We start from the raw sequence: 17016 nt of genomic DNA, 5'->3' as shown, positions 1-17016 counted from the left end.
ATTTCATTTTGTCTAATCACCCCGCTCTAATTTCCAACCCCTCTCGGGGCGAGGCGCCGGGGGGCCCCGGCTTTTGTTATCCCCCACCCCCCGGGGGCCCCGCGGCCCCCCCCCCCGGCGGCGCCTCGCCATACCGGCGAACTGCGATGATGATCCGTGTGATCGAACCGAATCACCGGCTCCTCTCCTACGCGGGCACGCTGACCCCGCCTTCCGGCTGGAAGGTCGAGGTGTCCGGCAATGCGATCGTCATCACGGCCAGCCCCTGCGCACTCCACCAGCTCGACCTGCTCCTGGTCCGCAGGCAACTCGACAGGCACTGCCCGGCCGACCTGATGCCCAGCGAGAACACCAATCTCGCCGCCCCCCGCCTCGGCAGACTGCGTAACCCGGACCTGACGTACTTCCCCTTCCCGGCCGCCGAGTCCGACGACGACCAGGTGCCCGCCGAACAGTCCGTCATCGCAGTCGAGATCGTCTCCCCGTCCAACCCGGAGAACGACATCGTCGGCAAGGTCCGGGACTACCCGTTGATGGGCATCCCGCTGTACCTCCTGATCGACCCGCGCGAGGGCGACATCACCCTCTACTCCGAGCCCTCCGACGGCGGCTACCACCAGCAGTGGAACGGCAAGTTCGGCGACCGCGTCCCCGTCCCGGCCCCCTTCGACTTCGAGCTCGCCACCGACGCCCTGGTCCGCTACCCCGTCTGATCCGCTCCTCCGGCGAGACGATCGGACATCCAGCGAAGACTTGGGGATATTCATCCGCTCGTCCGGTCTCCCTACCGTTGAACACATCGAGAACGGCCCCACGGGGGGCCGGTGGTGAACCGGACGAGGGTGAGTGGCGATGCGTGCGATCGTGCAGAAGGAGTTCGGCGGCCCGGAGGTCCTGCGGGTGGCCGAGGTGGAGCGTCCGACGCTGCGCAGCGGCGAGGTGCTGGTGCGGGTGAAGGCGGCCGGGGTGAACCCGGTGGACCTGGCGGTGCGCTCCGGGGCGCTCCCGCTGCTCGGCGAGCCGTCGTTCACGGTCGGCTGGGACGTCTCCGGGGTGGTCGAGGAGGCCGCCCCCGGCGCCCGCTACCGGGTCGGCGAGGAGGTGTACGGGATGCCGTTCTTCCCCCGGGCCGCCGGCGCGTACGCCGAGTACGTGGCCGCGCCGTCCCGCCAACTGGCCCGCAAGCCCGCCTCCCTGGACCACGCCGAGGCCGCCGCGCTGCCGCTGGCCGCGCTGACCGCCTGGCAGGGCCTGGTCGACCGGGCGGGGGTCGGCGAGGGCGACCGGGTGCTGGTGCACCGCGCGGCCGGCGGCGTCGGCCACCTCGCCGTGCAGATCGCCAAGGCCCGGGGCGCGTACGTGATCGCGCTGGCGAGCGAGCCCAAGCACGCCTTCCTGCGGGAGCTCGGCGCCGACGAGGTGATCGACTACCGGACCACCGACTACACCGAGGCCGTCTCCGACGTCGACGTCGTCCTCGACTCCTCCTCCGAGGGGACCCGCGCCCTGGCGGTGCTCAAGCCGGGCGGCACGCTGGTCAGCATCATGGAGCACTGGAACCAGGGGCTGGCCGCCGAGATCGAGGCCGCCGGGCGGACCTTCGCGGGCGTCTCCGTCGAGCCCGACTACGCCTCCCTGGAGGCGCTCGCCGCCCTGGTGGACGAGGGCCGGATCCGCCCGCACGTCGCCGCGTCGTTCCCGCTCGACGAGGCGGCCCGGGCGCACGAGCTGGTCGGCTCCGGTAGCGTCCGGGGCAAGGTCGTCCTGACCGTCGACTGAGGCGTGGCGACGAACAACACCGGGGGCGGGTCGTGGACATCCTGAGCGAGGCACTGGCGTCGATGCGCACGGCGCACCCCGCGTCCGTGCGCACCGAGGGCCGGGCGCCGTGGGCGCTGCGGCTGCCCCCGGTGGTGGGGGCGGGCTTCCACGTGGTGCTGTACGGCACCTGCTGGCTGGTCCCGGTGGATCCGGAGATCGGGGGCGCCCCGGTGCCGCTCAGCCCGGGGGACGTCGTGTTCCTGCGGGACGCCCGGGGCCACGTCCTGGCGGACAGCCCGGACACCCCGCCGGTGGACGCCCGGGCCTGCCGGGTGGAGGACGGCTCGCCGATCGGCACCGTGACGATCGGCGGGGACGGCGCCCGCACCAGCCTGCTGTGCGGCAACTACCACCTGGACCAGGCCCGCCCGCACCCGATGGTCCGCCAGCTGCCGGCCCTGATCCAGCTGCCGACCCGGCACGGCCGGCACCCCGAACTGGCGGCCGCCGTCCAGCTGTTGGGCGCCGAGCTGGAGAATCCGCGGATCGGCTCGGCCGGCATCGTCCCGGCGCTGATCGACTCGCTGCTGCTGTACATCCTGCGGGCCTGGTTCGAGGACCGCCCCGCCGCGGACTCTGCGGGCTGGGCGGCCGCGCTGCGGGACGCCGCGGTGGCGCCGGCCCTGGCGGCCATCCACGAGGCGCCGTCGACCCCGTGGACGGTGGAGTCCCTGGCGGAGCGGGCGGGCCTGTCCCGGGCCGCCTTCGCCCGCCGCTTCACCTCGCTGGTGGGCGAGCCCCCGATGGCGTACCTGACCCGCTGGCGGATGACCACCGCCGCCCGGCTGCTGCGCGAGTCGGAGGCCCCGCTGACGGCGGTGGCCGCGAGGACCGGGTACGGCTCGGAGTACGCCTTCGCGAAGGCGTTCAAGCGGGAGTTCGGCCTGGCCCCCGGCGGCTACCGCCGGGAGGCCAGGGCCGCGTGAGCGCCCGCACCGCCCGGAACGGGATCGCCTGGAACAGGAGCGCACGGAACGGGAACGCCTAGAACGGGAACTGCGCCCGCCCGTGCTGCACCGAGATCCACTTCACCGTGGTGAAGGCGTCCACCGTGTACTCCCCGTTGAGCCGCCCGAGGCCGGAGTTCTTCTCCCCGCCGAAGGGCACCCCGGGCTCGTCCGCGATGGTCCCGCCGTTGACGTGGATCATGCCGGTCTCGATCCGCTGGGCGACCCGCACCCCGCGCTCGACGTCCGCGGTGTGCACCGCGCCGCTGAGCCCGAAGGGCGTGTGGTTGGCCAGCCGGACGGCCTCCTCCTCGCCGTCGAAGGGCACCAGCAGGACGACCGGGCCGAAGAGTTCGCGCTGCAGGATGGGCGCGTCCTCGGCCAGGCCGGTGAGCACGGTGGGTGCCATCAGGCTGCCGGCCGTGGCCCCGCGGAGCAGCGCGGTGGCGCCGCCGGCGACGGCCTGGTCGACCTGGGCGTTGATGGCGTCGGCCTGGACGGCGTTGATCAGCGGGCCGATGTGGGTGGCCGGGTCCCGGGGGTCGCCGACGGTCAGCGAGGCGATCTTGGCGACGAACTTCTCGGTGAACTCGGCGAGCACCCGCCGGTCCACCAGCACCCGGTTGGCGGCCATGCAGACCTGGCCCTGGTGGACGAAGCGGCTGAACACGGCGGCGTCCACGGCGTAGTCGACGTCGGCGTCGTCCAGGACGATCAGCGCGCTGTTGCCGCCGAGTTCCAGCACCGTCCGCTTGAAGTGCGCGGCGGCGACGGTGGCGACGTGCCGGCCGATCTGGTCGGAGCCGGTGAAGGAGATCACCTTGGGCACCGGGTGCTCCAGGAAGCTGTCGCCGATCTCCGCGATGTCGGTGATGACGACGTTGAGCAGGCCGGGCGGCAGGCCCGCGTCCTCGAAGAGCTTGGCGATCAGGCTGCCGCCGACGATCGGGGTCTCCTGGTGCGGCTTGAGCACCACGCCGTTGCCGAGGGCGAGTGCCGGGCCGATCGCCTTGAGGCCGAGGAACAGCGGGAAGTTGAACGGGCTGATCACGCCGACCACGCCGACCGGCAGCCGGTAGAGGCGGTTCTCCTTGCCGGGGGCGGGCGAGGGCAGCAGCCGGCCCTCGGTGGCCACCGACAGGTGCAGGCACTCCCGCAGCACGTCCTTGACCAGGGAGAGTTCGAAGCCGGCCTTGAGCGCGGTGCCGCCGAGTTCGGCCATCACGGCCCGGACGATCTCGCCCTCGCGCTCCTCCAGCAGCCGCAGCGCCCGCTCGAAGACCAGGCGGCGCTGGTAGGGGTTGGTGGCGGCCCAGGTGCGCTGGGCGCGCTCGGCGGCGCGGTAGGCCCGGTCGACCTCGGCGACGGTGGCCACGGTGATGGTGGCCAGCTTGTCCCCGGTGTAGGGGTCGACGTCGACGATGTCCCAGGAGCCGCTGCCGCTGCACCATTCGCCGTCGATGTACTGCAGCGCCAACTCGGAGAAGTACGACATCTGATCCCTCTCGTGCCCGACCTGATGGGAGCTCATCGTACTGATGTGTCAAAGCTCTTGGCGTACGGAGAGCAGAAGATCGCGGGTCCGTTCGGGTCCGAGGCTCTCGGCGACCAGTCCGTCCATGGCCTGCCGGTACGAGGCGACCTCGGCGGGCTTGTCCACGTAGAGGGCGGTGGTGAACTGCTCCAGGTAGACGACGTCGGCGAGTTCGGCCTCGGCGAAGCCCAGCACGCTGAACGCACCGCTCTCGGCGCTCAGCGCGGCGCCGCCGAGCGGGCGCACCTGGAGGCGCACGTTGGGCAGTTCGGAGAGCTGGAGGAGGGTGTCGAGCTGGCCGCGCATCAGCTCGGGCCCGCCCCAGGGGCGGCGCAGCGCGGCCTCGTCGAGGACGGCGTACAGGTGCGGCGGGTGGTCGGCGGTGAGCAGGTCCTGGCGCTTGCGCCGCACCTCGACCCGGCGTTCGACCTCGTCGTCGCGGAGGCCGTGGCAGCCGGCATGGACGACGGCCCGGGCGTAGTCGGCGGTCTGCAGCAGCCCGTGCACGAACTGGACCTCGTAGCTGCGGATCTCGGCGGCGGCCTCTTCCAGGCCGAGGTAGTTCTGGAACCAGGCGGGCAGTACGTCGCCGTAGTCGTGCCACCAGGAGGTGGCGTTGGCCTCCCGGACGAGGCCGAGGACGTTGGCCCGTTCCTGTTCGGCGTCGACGCCGTAGAGGGTGAGCAGGTCGGCGACGTCGCGTTCCTTGAAGCCGACCCGGCCGAGTTCCATCCGGCTGATCTTGGACTCGGAGGCGCGGATCGAGTACCCGGCCTCCTCGCGGCTGACGCCTCTGGTCTCGCGGAGCTTGCGCAGCTGGCTGCCGAGCAGCAGGCGCCGTACGGTGGCGCCTCCGCCTGCCTGAGTCGTGCCCATCGAAGTCAACCTCCGCACTCGTGCAGCCCCCCGGCCGTCGGCCGCAGTCTGCCACCTGGCACTGACGAACAACAGCCCGTGCCGGGTCGCATTCCGGTCGCGGTGCGAAGCCTGGGAGAAAGCTGTGAGGCGACCGTCGGTGTACGCACGCGGGTGCGGGTGGGAGCGCAGGTGGGAGCCCTGGTAAGGGGTGGGTGAGAGCCCCGGCGGGGCGCGGGTGAGAGGAGCCTGGGAACGCGCTGCGGAACCCGCCGGGAAGCCCCGGCGACCCCCCGGGAACGCGCAAGGGAACGCCTTCGGGAACGCGTTCGGGAACGCGAAGAGGAACGCCTCCGGGAACGCGAAGGGAACACCTTCGGGAACGCGACGGCGCCCGCCCTCCAACTGGTCGGGGAAGAGGGCAGGCGCCAGGAGACCGCGTTGGCCCGGCGACGCTGGCGGGGGCAGCGGGTTGAGCTCCCGGCGATGCGGCGCCGGGGGTTCGGGGTGGGCCGGTCGGACCGTCGGCCGTCAGACCACCAGGGGGCGGTCGGTGGGCCGGATCGGGGCGGGAAGCGGGGTCTTGCCGCCCAGGTGCTTGTCCACCGCGGCGGCGGCCGAACGGCCTTCCGCGATGGCCCAGACGATCAGTGACTGGCCACGGCCGGCGTCTCCGCAGACGTACACGCCATCGACATTGGTGGCGAACCGGCCGTCGCGGCCAATGTTACCGCGTGTGTCGAGGTCGACGCCGAGCTGCTCGACCAGGCCGTTCTTCACGTCCGTCCCGGTGAAGCCCATGGCCAGGGTGACCAGCTGGGCCGGCAGGGCCCGCTCGGTGCCGGGCACGGGCTCGAACCGGCCGTCCTTGAACTCGACCTCGACCAGGTGCAGTTCCTGGACGTTGCCGTCCTCGTCGCCGGTGAAGCGGGTGGTGTTGACGGAGTAGATCCGCTCGCCGCCCTCCTCGTGCGCGGAGGTGACCTTGTAGGTCATCGGCATGGTGGGCCAGGGCTGGTGGCCGGGCCGCTCCTCGCCGGGGCGCGGCATGATCTCCAGCTGGGTGACGGAGAGGGCGCCCTGGCGGTGGGCGGTGCCGACGCAGTCGGCGCCGGTGTCGCCGCCGCCGATGACGACTACGTGCTTGCCCTTGGCGCTGATCGGGGAGTCGACGAGGTCGCCCTCCTGGACCTTGTTGGCCAGCGGCAGGTACTCCATCGCCTGGTGGACGCCCTTGAGCTCGCGTCCGGGCACCGGCAGGTCGCGGGCGGTGGTGGCGCCGGCGGCGATCACCACGGCGTCGAAGCGCGACCGCAGGTCCTGCCCGGTGATGTCCTCGCCGACGTGCACGCCGGTGCGGAAGCGGGTGCCCTCGGCCCGCATCTGCTCGATGCGGCGGTTGATGTGGCGCTTCTCCATCTTGAACTCGGGGATGCCGTAGCGCAGCAGTCCGCCGATCCGGTCGGCGCGCTCGTACACCACCACGGTGTGCCCGGCCCGGGTGAGCTGCTGGGCGGCGGCCAGGCCGGCCGGGCCGGAGCCGACGACGGCGACGGTCTTGCCGGAGAGGCGCTCCGGGACCTGCGGGGTGACCCCGCCGCGGTCCCAGGCCTTGTCGATGATGGTGACCTCGACGTTCTTGATGGTCACCGCGTCCTGGTTGATGCCGAGCACGCACGCCGACTCGCAGGGCGCCGGGCACAGCCGCCCGGTGAACTCCGGGAAGTTGTTGGTGGCGTGCAGCCGCTCGATGGCGCCGGTGAAGTCCTCGCGGTAGGCGAGGTCGTTCCACTCGGGGATGAGGTTCCCGAGCGGGCAGCCGTTGTGGCAGAACGGGATGCCGCAGTCCATGCAGCGGCCGGCCTGCTTCGTGATGATCGGCAGGAGGCTGCGCTCGACGTAGACCTCGTTCCAGTCCTTGATCCGCACGTCGACCGGGCGGCGCTCCGCCAGCTGCTTGGGCGTGGTCAGGAAGCCCTTGGGGTCAGCCATGTGCCGCCTCCATCATCTTGCGAGTGGTCTCGGTCTCGGAGAGACCGTCGCGCTCGGCGGCGTCCTTGGCGGCGAGCACTGCCTTGTAGTCGGTCGGCATGATCGTGGAGAAGCGGGAGACCCCGCTGCCCCAGTCGGCCAGGAGCTCGGCGGCGACGGTGGAGCCGGTCTCCTCGTAGTGCTGCTGCACGGTCTCGCGCAGCCATTCGCGGTCGGCGGCGGTCGGGGCCTCGATGCCCACCATGCCGTCGTTGACGTTGGCGGGGCGCAGGTCCAGGACGTACGCGACACCGCCGGACATGCCGGCCGCGAGGTTGCGTCCGGTCTCGCCGAGGATGACGACCCGGCCGCCGGTCATGTACTCCAGGCCGTGGTCGCCGACGCCCTCGACGACGAGGGTGGCGCCGGAGTTGCGGACGGCGAAGCGCTCACCGGCCTTGCCGCGCAGGTGGATCCGGCCGGAGGTGGCGCCGTAGCCGATGGTGTTCCCGGCGATGACGTGGTTCTGGGCGTCGTTGCCGATGGCCGCGGCCTCGCGGGCCGGGCGGACGACGACCACGCCGCCCGAGAGCCCCTTGCCCACGTAGTCGTTGGCGTCGCCCTCCAGCCGCAGGGTGATCCCCTTCGGCACGAAGGCGCCGAAGGACTGTCCGGCGGAGCCGGTGAGGGTGACGTCGATGGTCCCCTCCGGCAGGCCCTCGCCGCGGTACCGCTTGGTCACCTGGTGGCCGAGCATGGTGCCGACGGTGCGGTTGACGTTGCGGACCGGCAGCTGGATCCGCACCGACTCGCCGCGCTCCAGGGCGTCCTCGGCCAGCGTGATCAGCTGGTTGTCCAGGGCCTTGTCCAGCGCGTGGTCCTGCTCGGTGGTGCGGTGCCGGGCGGCGCCCTCGGGCAGCTCGGGCACGTGGAAGAGCGGGGCCAGGTCGAGCCCGGCGGCCTTCCAGTGGTCCACGGCGGCCTGGGCGTTGATGTGCTCGGCGCGGCCGACGGCCTCCTCGATCGAGCGGAAGCCCAGCGAGGCCAGGATCTCCCGGACCTCCTCGGCGATGAACTCGAAGAAGTTGACCACGAATTCGGGCTTGCCGGAGAAGCGCTCGCGCAGCACCGGGTTCTGGGTGGCGACGCCGACCGGGCAGGTGTCCAGGTGGCAGACGCGCATCATGATGCAGCCGGAGACGACCAGCGGGGCGGTGGCGAAGCCGAACTCCTCGGCGCCGAGCAGCGCGGCGATGACCACGTCGCGGCCGGTCTTCAACTGGCCGTCGGTCTGGACGACGATGCGGTCGCGCAGCCCGTTCAGCAGCAGCGTCTGCTGGGTCTCGGCGAGGCCGAGCTCCCAGGGGCCGCCGGCGTGCTTGAGCGAGGTGAGCGGCGAGGCACCGGTGCCGCCGTCGTGGCCGGAGACCAGCACCACGTCGGCGTGCGCCTTGGAGACGCCGGCCGCGACCGTTCCCACGCCGACCTCGGAGACCAGCTTCACGTGGATGCGGGCCGCCGGGTTGGCGTTCTTGAGGTCGTGGATCAGCTGGGCCAGGTCCTCGATCGAGTAGATGTCGTGGTGCGGCGGCGGCGAGATCAGGCCGACGCCCGGGGTGGAGTGCCGGGTCCTGGCGACCCACGGGTAGACCTTGTGGCCGGGCAGCTGGCCGCCCTCGCCGGGCTTGGCGCCCTGGGCCATCTTGATCTGGATGTCGTCGGCGTTGACCAGGTACTCGGAGGTGACGCCGAAGCGGCCGGAGGCGACCTGCTTGATCGCCGAGCGGCGCTCGGGGTCGTACAGGCGGTCCGGGTCCTCGCCGCCCTCGCCGGTGTTGGACTTGCCGCCGAGGCGGTTCATCGCGATGGCGAGGGTCTCGTGGGCCTCCAGCGAGATGGAGCCGTACGACATCGCGCCGGTGGAGAAGCGCTTGACGATCTCGGAGACCGGCTCGACCTCCTCCACCGGGATCGGCTCCCGGTCGAGGCCGTCCAGCTGGAACAGGCCGCGCAGCGTCATCAGCCGCTCGGACTGCTCGTTCACCCGGTCCGTGTACTGCTTGAAGATGTCGTAGCGGCGGTTGCGGGTGGAGTGCTGGAGCCGGAAGACGGTGTCCGGGTCGAACAGGTGGGGCTCGCCCTCGCGGCGCCACTGGTACTCGCCGCCGATGTCCAGCGCGCGGTGCGCGGCCGGGATGCCGGAGGCCGGGTACGCCTTGGCATGCCGGGCGGCGGTCTCCTTGGCGACCTCCTCCAGGCCGATGCCGCCGAGCTTGCTGGTGGTGCCGGCGAAGTAGGCGTCGACCAGGCCCTGGGAGAGGCCGATGGCCTCGAAGACCTGGGCGCCGCGGTAGGAGGCGACGGTGGAGATGCCCATCTTGGACATCACCTTGAGCACGCCCTTGCCGAGCGCCTTGATCAGGTTCTTGATCGCCTTCTCGGCCTCGACGCCCTGGATGAAGACGCCCTGCGCGACCAGGTCCTCGACCGACTCCATCGCCAGGTAGGGGTTGACGGCCCCGGCGCCGTAGCCGATCAGCAGCGCGACGTGGTGCACCTCGCGCACGTCACCGGCCTCGACCAGCAGCGACACCTGGGTGCGCTGCTTGGTGCGGATCAGGTGGTGGTGGATCGCGGAGGTGAGCAGCAGCGAGGGGATCGGGGCGTGCTCGGCGTCGGAGTGCCGGTCGGAGAGCACGATGATCCGGGCGCCGTCGGCGATCGCGGCGTCGGCCTCGGCGGCGATCTCCGCCAGCCGCGCGGCCAGGCCCGCTCCCCCGCTGGCGACCTTGTACAGGCCGGACAGCGTGACGGCCTTCAGGCCGGGCTGGTCGCCGTCGGCGTTGACGTGGACCAGCTTGGCCAGCTCGTCGTTGTCGATCACCGGGAAGGTGATGCCGACGGAGCGGCAGGAGGCGGACTCGGCGACCAGCAGGTTGCCCTCGGGGCCGAGGTTGGACAGCAGCGAGGTGACGAGCTCCTCGCGGATGGCGTCCAGCGGCGGGTTGGTGACCTGTGCGAAGAGCTGCACGAAGTAGTCGAAGAGCAGCCGCGGCTTCTCGCTCAGGGCGGCGATCGGCGAGTCGGTGCCCATCGAGCCGAGCGCCTCGGCGCCGGTCCTGGCCATCGGCGCCAGGATGACGCGCAGCTCCTCCTCGGTGTAGCCGAAGGTCTGCTGGCGGCGGGTGACGGAGGCGTGGGTGTGGGCGATGTGCTCGCGCTCGGGCAGCTTGGCGAGCTGGATCTGCCCGGCGCCGACCCACTCCTGGTAGGGGTGCTCGGCGGCGAGGGCGGACTTGATCTCCTCGTCCTCGACGATCCGGCCCTGGACGGTGTCCACCAGGAACATCCGGCCGGGCTGGAGGCGGCCCTTCCGGGTGACCTTCTCCTGGTCGATGTCGAGCACGCCGACCTCGGAGGAGAGGACGACCAGGCCGTCCTCGGTGATCCAGTAGCGGGCCGGGCGCAGGCCGTTGCGGTCGAGCACGGCGCCGATCTGGGTGCCGTCGGTGAAGGTGACGCAGGCCGGGCCGTCCCAGGGCTCCATCAGGTTGGAGTGGTACTGGTAGAAGGCGCGGCGGGCCGGCTCCATGGTGGCGTGGTTCTCCCACGCCTCCGGGATCATCATCAGCACCGAGTGCGGCAGCGAGCGGCCGCCGAGGTGCAGCAGTTCCAGGACCTCGTCGAAGGACGCGGAGTCCGAGTGGTCCGGCGTGCAGATCGGGAAGATCCGCGACAGGTCCCCTGGGATCAGGTCCGTCGCGAGCTGCGACTCCCGGGCCCGCATCCAGTTGCGGTTGCCCTTCACCGTGTTGATCTCGCCGTTGTGCGCGACGAAGCGGTACGGGTGGGCGAGCGGCCAGCTCGGGAAGGTGTTGGTGGAGAACCGCGAGTGCACCAGGCCGATGGCGGACGCGTAGCCGCGGTCCGACAGGTCGGGGAAGAAGGGCTCCAGCTGGCCGGTGGTCAGCATGCCCTTGTAGACGATGGTGCGGGCGGACAGCGACGGGAAGTACACCCCGGCCTCGCGCTCGGCCCGCTTGCGGACGACGAAGGCGACCCGGTCCAGCTCGATCCCCGACCGGCCCTCCTGGGCCAAGAAGACCTGCCGGAAGCGCGGCATCACGCTGCGCGCGGTGGCGCCGAGCAGGTCCGGGGTGACCGGCACGTCGCGCCAGCCGAGGACGGTCAGGTCCTCCTCGGCCGCGATGGCCTCGATCCGCGCGACGGCGGCACCGGCGGCCTCGTCCTCGTCCGGGAGGAAGGCGATGCCCACCGCGTAGGAGCCGGCGGCCGGGAGCTCGAAGTCGACCTTGCCGCGCAGGAACGCGTCCGGGACCTGGGTCAGGATGCCCGCGCCGTCACCGGAGTCCGGCTCGGCGCCGGTGGCGCCGCGGTGCTCCAGGTTGCGCAGGACGTTCAGCGCCTGCTCGACGATGGTGTGGTCGGCGATGCCGGTCAGCGTGGCGACGAAACCGACGCCGCAGGCGTCGTGCTCGTTCCGCGGGTCGTACAGGCCCTGAGCAGCAGGTCGCGCATCCGGCACGAGCGCGTACGGCTGGCGGGCGGCGCCGGCCTGGGGCTCGTTGGCGGAGTGCATGGATGCAGACAGCATCGGCTCTCCCGTCGTCGTCTTTCGGCAAGTTGGTGCAAGTAGGGACGACGTTGGCCCTGATGCGGTGAATCGATGTCGTGCAAGTTACATGATGCCCAGGATCCCGAGAAGCGGAATATCCCGTCCATATGGCGGACGGACGCGCAGGTCAGGGGGCCGGAGAAGAGGACGTGCCACAGTGCACGTCCCGACGATTGTGCCCGGCCGCCCCCGGCCTGAAACAGGGGCGAAACCGGATCGCCACACGAGCCGATCTTGGACGCCTGGGAATCCATCCCGGGACCGGGCTCCCCGGATGCGAATCCCCGGCTCAGAGGCCCGGATGATGAGACGATGCCGGGCAGCGCGCGACGTCCATGTGTGAAACGTCACCCACTGCCCGGCATAGTCATGCAGCCCTGCCGCCGTGCACCACCGCGTCGGCCCTAGCCGACGTGCCCGCCGATCAGCCACCCCAGCAGGTACGTCACCCCGGCCGCGGCCCCGCCCAGCACCAGCTGCCGCAGCCCGCTGAACCACCAGCTGCGCGCCGTCACCCGGGCCACCACCGCGCCGCACAGGAACAGCCCCAGCCCCGCCAGGAGCATCGCCGGCAGCAGCGTGGTCGCCCCCAGCAGGTACGGCAGCAGCGGCAGCAGCGCGCCCAGCGCGAAGCACAGGAAGGACGAGCCGGCCGCGACCAGCGGGGAGGGCAGGTCGTTGGGGTCGATCCCCAGCTCCTCCCGGGCGTGCACCTCCAGCGCCAGCTCCGGGTCCCGGGACAGCTGCCGGGCCACCTCGTGGGCGAGCTCCGGGTCCACCCCGCGCGAGACGTACACCTGCGCCAGCTCGGCCAGCTCGCCGTGCGGGTTGCGGCTCAGCTCCAGCCGCTCGGCCTCGATCTCGGCCTGCACCAGCTCCCGCTGGGAGGCCACCGAGGTGTACTCCCCCGCCGCCATCGAGCAGGCACCGGCCGCCAGGCCCGCCAGGCCGGTGAGGATCACCGTGCTGCTGGAGGCCGCGCCGCCGACCACACCGGTCATCAGCGCGAAGTTCGACACCAGGCCGTCCACCGCCCCGAACACCGCGGGCCGCAGCCAGCCGCCGTTGACGTCCCGGTGGTGGTCGGCCGCGGGTATCCGCGGGTGCTGGGCGGGCTCGGCTTCCAGGGTGCTCGCAGTCACGGTACTTCCCCTCCGTCTTTCGTTCGTCGACCTGACCGTAGCCCCGTTGACCTGCGCATTTCCAGCAAAGTAAGGCTGTCCGAACAGCACTGAGGCCACCCTTCGCAAGGGTGGCCTCAGTTGCGGGGAAGTCCCTGGTCAGATCGGGTTCTTGGCGTCCTTGCCGGCCTTCTCGGCGCCCTCGTCGGCCGGTTCGGCCGCCGCCTTTTCGTCCAGCAGTCGAGACGGCTTCTCCCCGTCCACCGTCTCGCTCGGCTTCGGAACGGCCGCCTCCGCCTTCTTCGGCGCCGCGTCCTCCTCCTGGGCCGCGTCCTTCTCCTGGGCCTCGGCGTGCGCCGCCGGGTCGATGCTCGCCGGGTCCTCCCGGCCGGGCCGCTTCTTCCCGACGACCACGAAGTACACGACGGCGCCGATGAACACCACGATCGAGGTCCAGTCGTTCAGCCGCAGGCCGAAGTAGACGTGCGCCTCGTCGATCCGCAGCCACTCGGTCCAGAACCGGCCCACCGTGTACGCGGCGACGTACAGCGCGAAGGCCCGGCCGTGGCCCAGCCGCCAGCGCCGGTCCGCCCAGATCACCAGCAGCGCGACGGCCACGTCCCAGATCGACTCGTACAGGAAGGTCGGGTGGAAGACCCCGTTCACGACCTCGCCGTCGGGCAGCGTCTTGTGGATCTCCAGGCCCCACGGCAGCGTGGTGGCCCGCCCGTACAGCTCCTGGTTGAAGTAGTTGCCCCAGCGGCCCATCGCCTGGGCGAGCACGATGCCCGGCGCGATGGCGTCGGCGTAGGCGGGCAGCGGCACGCCCCGGCGGCGGCAGCCGATCCAGGCGCCGACCGCGCCGAGCGCGACCGCGCCCCAGATGCCGAGGCCGCCCTCCCAGATCTTGAAGGCGTTCCAGGGGTTCTTCCCCTCGCCGAAGTAGAGCTGGTGGTCGGTGATCACGTGGTACAGCCGGCCGCCGACGAGGCCGAAGGGCACGGCCCACACGGCGATGTCACCGACGGTGTGCTTGGCACCGCCCCGGGCGACCCAGCGCTTGCTGCCGAGCCAGACGGCCGCGACGACCCCGAGGATGATGCAGAAGGCGTAGGCGCGCAGCGGGATCGGTCCGAGGTACAGGACGCCCCGCGACGGGCTGGGAATGTAGGCGATATCCATGGCAGTTCCGACGCTACAGGGTCCGGCGTCCCCATCCGACACCCCCGGGGTCACAGATACCGAACAACGAATGCCGCCGCCCCCTCCCGATTCGGGAGGGGGCGGCGGCCGGACGCGCTCAGCCGGCCGACGGCGAGGGGTTGTTGGCCTCCGAGGCGGCGGCGGTGGGCGCCGGGGTCTGACCGTTCGTGCCCGCCGTCCCGAGCTGCTTGCCCTGGTTGGCGGCGTCCACCCACTTCACCAGGTTCGCCGGGGTGATCTCCTCGTTGCCGTTCTTCGGGTAGATCGGCTGGCCGTTGAGCAGCACCGTCGGGGTGGACTTGTAGCTGGACTTGTCGAAGTCCTGCTGCACCGCCGACACCCATCCGCCGTACTTGTTGTCGTTGACGCAGGCCTGGAACTCCGGCGTGTCCAGCCCCCCCACCTGCTTCGCCAGGTTGAGCAGCACCGCCTTGTTCCCGAAGGCGTCGTTGGTCTCGTCCGGCTGGTTGCGGTAGAGCACGTCGTGGTAGTCCCGGAAGTGCCCGGCGTCCTGGGCGCAGGCCAGCGCGTTGGCCCCGTTCTTGGAGCCCTTGCCCGGCACCGCGCGGTCGATGAACGACACCACGTGGGCGTTGGTGTAGATCTTCCCGGCGTCCTCGAGCTGGTCGATGGTCGCCGAGAACTCGCGCTCGAAGATCCCGCAGGCCGGGCAGCGCGGGTCCTCGTACACGGTGAGCACCGACGGAGCGTTGCTCGCGCCGACCGGGATGACCAGGTTCTTGTCACCGATCGTCCCGGCCGGGGCGGCGGTCGGGGTCTCCGGCTTGGAGCGCTGGTTCTGCACCAGCACGCCGGTGACGACCGCGGCGGCGATCACCACGAGCACCGCTCCGCCGACGACCAGCTTCTTCCTGCGCCGCGAGCCGGCCTCCTCGGCCGCCCGCTGCTCCAGCATCCGCTCACGGGCGGTGCGCTTGCCTTCTCGGTTCTTCTCGCTCATTGCCTTGACATCCACGGTCTGGGGGCCTTCGTCGGGTGCGGGGATGGGAATGGCCGGACGGGTCAGCTCGCCAGCCAGCCGTCGGCCGAGAGCCGGGTGCGGGGCCGCCACAGCAGGAACCCGGCCAGCAGCAGGAAGCCGGTGTCGCGGAGGATCTCCTGCAGGTACTCGGTCTGCGAGGCGTCGACGTGCCCTCCGCCGCCGAAGCAGCCGCAGTCGATCGAGATCCCGCGCGCCCAGGCCGAGGCGATCCCGGCGATGAAGGCGAGCAGCAGCAGCGCCGACACCCCGGCGACCAGGCGGACGCCGAGACCGATCACCAGCAGCAGGGCGAGCGCCAGCTCCAGGAAGGGCAGCCCGTAGCCGATCGGTTTGACCAGGCCCTCGGGCAGGATCTCGTACGCCCGCACCGCCTGGGCCGCCTCCGCCGGGTCGGCGATCTTCGCCAGCCCGGCCCACCCCCAGACCACGGCCAGGCCGAGCCGCGCGGCCGTACCGATCCACTCGCTCCGGACCGGCACCCGCCGCGGCGCGGGCGCGGAGCCACCGGACTGCACTGCCGGCCCCGCCATCAGGGAACCCCCCTCGGGAAACTCGTTCACTTCCTGACGAACCGTAAGGGATGAAGACCGGTTCCTCCGGATTCACGAATTAAGCCGGACGAGTGACGTTCCGTCCGATTCCCTCGAACACCCCTACGTCACCGGCACCCCTGCATCCGCCCCGGGTCGAACAGCTCCGGCCGCTCCTCGTGCCGCCCCCGCGCGGCCCGCTCCGCCGCGTCCCAGCGCGCCGCCTCCGCACAGGCCACCGCCTCCCGCTCGGCCCGCTCCGCCCCCCGCTTGGCCAGGGCCTGCCCCACCTCGGTGTGCGCGCCGACCGCGGCCCCCAGAGCCAGCGCGGCCGCCGCCGCCCGCAGCAGCACGGCCCGATGAAGCCCAGCCACCCGCTCACCCCTTCGCTAGCCCGGCCACCCCCGTAGACGTGGTTCGTGCACTCGTCCCTCCACTCAACGCCGGTCAACCCCGCCTGATGCGTGTCGCCCGCGCTCTTCACCCGTTCGGGGCCGCCGCGCCGCTGACGCCGACGGAAAAGCCGGCGGCCCGCTCCCCCCGGAGGGGGAACGGGCCGCCGGCCGACGACTGCTGCCGCGGGTCAGCGCCTGCGCACGCCCTGCGCCAGCTCCCCGGCCAGCGCGCGGACCGCGGCCAGTCCGGCGGCCTCGTCCGCACCGGCCTCCAGGATCCGCTTCACGAACGCGGAGCCGACGATCACCCCGTCCGCGAACCGGGCGACCTCGGCCGCCTGCACGGCGTCGGAGACGCCGAGCCCGACGCAGACCGGCAGGTCGGTGGTGGCCCGGGTCCGGGCGACCAGGTCCTCGGCCAGCGAGCCCACCGCCGACCGCGTCCCGGTCACCCCCATGACGGCGGCCGCGTAGACGAAGCCGCTCCCGGCCGCCGTGACCTCCGCCAGCCGCGCGTCCTTGCTGCTCGGCGCGACCACGAACACGGTGTCCAGCCCGTGCTCGTCCGCCGCCTTGCGCCACTCCTCGGACTCCTCCACCGGGAGGTCCGGCAGGATGCACCCCGCCCCGCCCGCGGCGGCCAGGTCGGCCGCGAAGCGCGCCACCCCGTACCGGTCGACCGGGTTCCAGTAGGTCATCACCAGCACCGCCGTCCCCGGGTGGGCGGCGGCCGCCTCCTGGACGGTCCGCAGCACGTCCTTGATCCGCACCCCGCCCCGCAGCGCGATGTCGTCCGCGGTCTGGATCACGGCCCCGTCCAGGACCGGGTCGGAGTGCGGCAGTCCGATCTCGACGACGTCGCAGCCGCCCTCGATCAGCGCGTCGACCGCCCGGATCCCGCCCTCGACCGTGGGGAACCCGGCCGGGAGGTACCCGATCAGCGCGGCCCGGTCCTCGGCCTTGGCCGCCGCCAGCACGGTGCTCAGCTTCGAAGCCATGA

At 71.9% G+C, this 17016-nt stretch carries 13 protein-coding genes; 3 read left to right on the top strand and 10 right to left on the bottom strand.

All coding sequences use genetic code 11. The annotated features are described in order from the left end of the window. The first annotated feature begins 149 nt into the window (after positions 1-149). The 3 genes from ACFC1T_RS29655 to ACFC1T_RS29645 all read left to right on the top strand — a co-directional run bounded on the left by ACFC1T_RS29655 (position 150) and on the right by ACFC1T_RS29645 (position 2747). Positions 150-713, top strand: coding sequence for a Uma2 family endonuclease (locus ACFC1T_RS29655; RefSeq protein WP_375893378.1), 564 nt, complete (start codon positions 150-152; stop codon positions 711-713). Between the two features lie 139 nt (positions 714-852). Beyond that, positions 853-1779 carry an NADP-dependent oxidoreductase gene (locus ACFC1T_RS29650; RefSeq protein WP_375893376.1) on the top strand — a complete coding sequence of 309 codons (927 nt, stop codon included), beginning with the start codon at positions 853-855 and terminating at the stop codon, positions 1777-1779. A gap of 32 nt (positions 1780-1811) precedes the next feature. Next, on the top strand, positions 1812-2747 hold the full coding sequence (locus ACFC1T_RS29645; protein WP_375893374.1) for an AraC family transcriptional regulator: 936 nt from the start codon (positions 1812-1814) through the stop codon (positions 2745-2747). Positions 2748-2805: 58 nt separating this feature from the next. Here the strand turns inward: ACFC1T_RS29645 and ACFC1T_RS29640 are convergent, their stop codons facing one another. The 10 genes from ACFC1T_RS29640 to trpA all read right to left on the bottom strand — a co-directional run bounded on the left by ACFC1T_RS29640 (position 2806) and on the right by trpA (position 17014). Next, positions 2806-4263 (bottom strand): aldehyde dehydrogenase family protein, encoded by a 1458-nt coding sequence (locus ACFC1T_RS29640; protein WP_375893446.1) that lies wholly within the window; start codon positions 4261-4263, stop codon positions 2806-2808. Between the two features lie 48 nt (positions 4264-4311). Further along, positions 4312-5178, bottom strand: coding sequence for a helix-turn-helix domain-containing protein (locus tag ACFC1T_RS29635; protein ID WP_375893372.1), 867 nt, complete (start codon positions 5176-5178; stop codon positions 4312-4314). Between the two features lie 510 nt (positions 5179-5688). Further along, a complete protein-coding gene (locus ACFC1T_RS29630; protein ID WP_375893370.1) occupies positions 5689-7149 on the bottom strand; it encodes a glutamate synthase subunit beta in 1461 nt (486 codons plus the stop codon). Further along, complete coding sequence (gltB, locus tag ACFC1T_RS29625) at positions 7142-11728, bottom strand: glutamate synthase large subunit (RefSeq protein WP_375893444.1); 4587 nt, start codon at positions 11726-11728, stop codon at positions 7142-7144. The genes ACFC1T_RS29630 and gltB overlap by 8 nt, the downstream gene beginning before the upstream one ends. Positions 11729-12168: 440 nt before the next feature. After that, positions 12169-12906, bottom strand: coding sequence for a VIT1/CCC1 transporter family protein (locus tag ACFC1T_RS29620; RefSeq protein ID WP_375893368.1), 738 nt, complete (start codon positions 12904-12906; stop codon positions 12169-12171). 138 nt (positions 12907-13044) lie between these two features. Then, positions 13045-14067, bottom strand: coding sequence for a prolipoprotein diacylglyceryl transferase (gene lgt / locus ACFC1T_RS29615; protein WP_375893366.1), 1023 nt, complete (start codon positions 14065-14067; stop codon positions 13045-13047). Positions 14068-14185: 118 nt separating this feature from the next. Then, complete coding sequence (locus tag ACFC1T_RS29610) at positions 14186-15049, bottom strand: DsbA family protein (RefSeq protein ID WP_375893364.1); 864 nt, start codon at positions 15047-15049, stop codon at positions 14186-14188. 62 nt (positions 15050-15111) lie between these two features. Continuing rightward, complete coding sequence (locus ACFC1T_RS29605) at positions 15112-15621, bottom strand: MauE/DoxX family redox-associated membrane protein (protein WP_375893362.1); 510 nt, start codon at positions 15619-15621, stop codon at positions 15112-15114. A 128-nt stretch (positions 15622-15749) separates the two neighbouring features. Next, entirely contained in the window at positions 15750-15995 is a 246-nt protein-coding gene (locus tag ACFC1T_RS29600) for a hypothetical protein (protein WP_375893360.1), read from the bottom strand. 209 nt (positions 15996-16204) lie between these two features. After that, positions 16205-17014, bottom strand: a complete 810-nt coding sequence (gene trpA / locus ACFC1T_RS29595) for a tryptophan synthase subunit alpha (RefSeq protein WP_375893358.1) — start codon at positions 17012-17014, stop codon at positions 16205-16207. Positions 17015-17016 lie beyond the last annotated feature (2 nt).

Origin of the sequence: Kitasatospora sp. NPDC056076, from assembly GCF_042266305.1 — a bacterium.
Classification (GTDB): Bacteria; Actinomycetota; Actinomycetes; order Streptomycetales; family Streptomycetaceae; genus Kitasatospora.
This window is presented reverse-complemented; position numbering and strand designations above follow the sequence as displayed.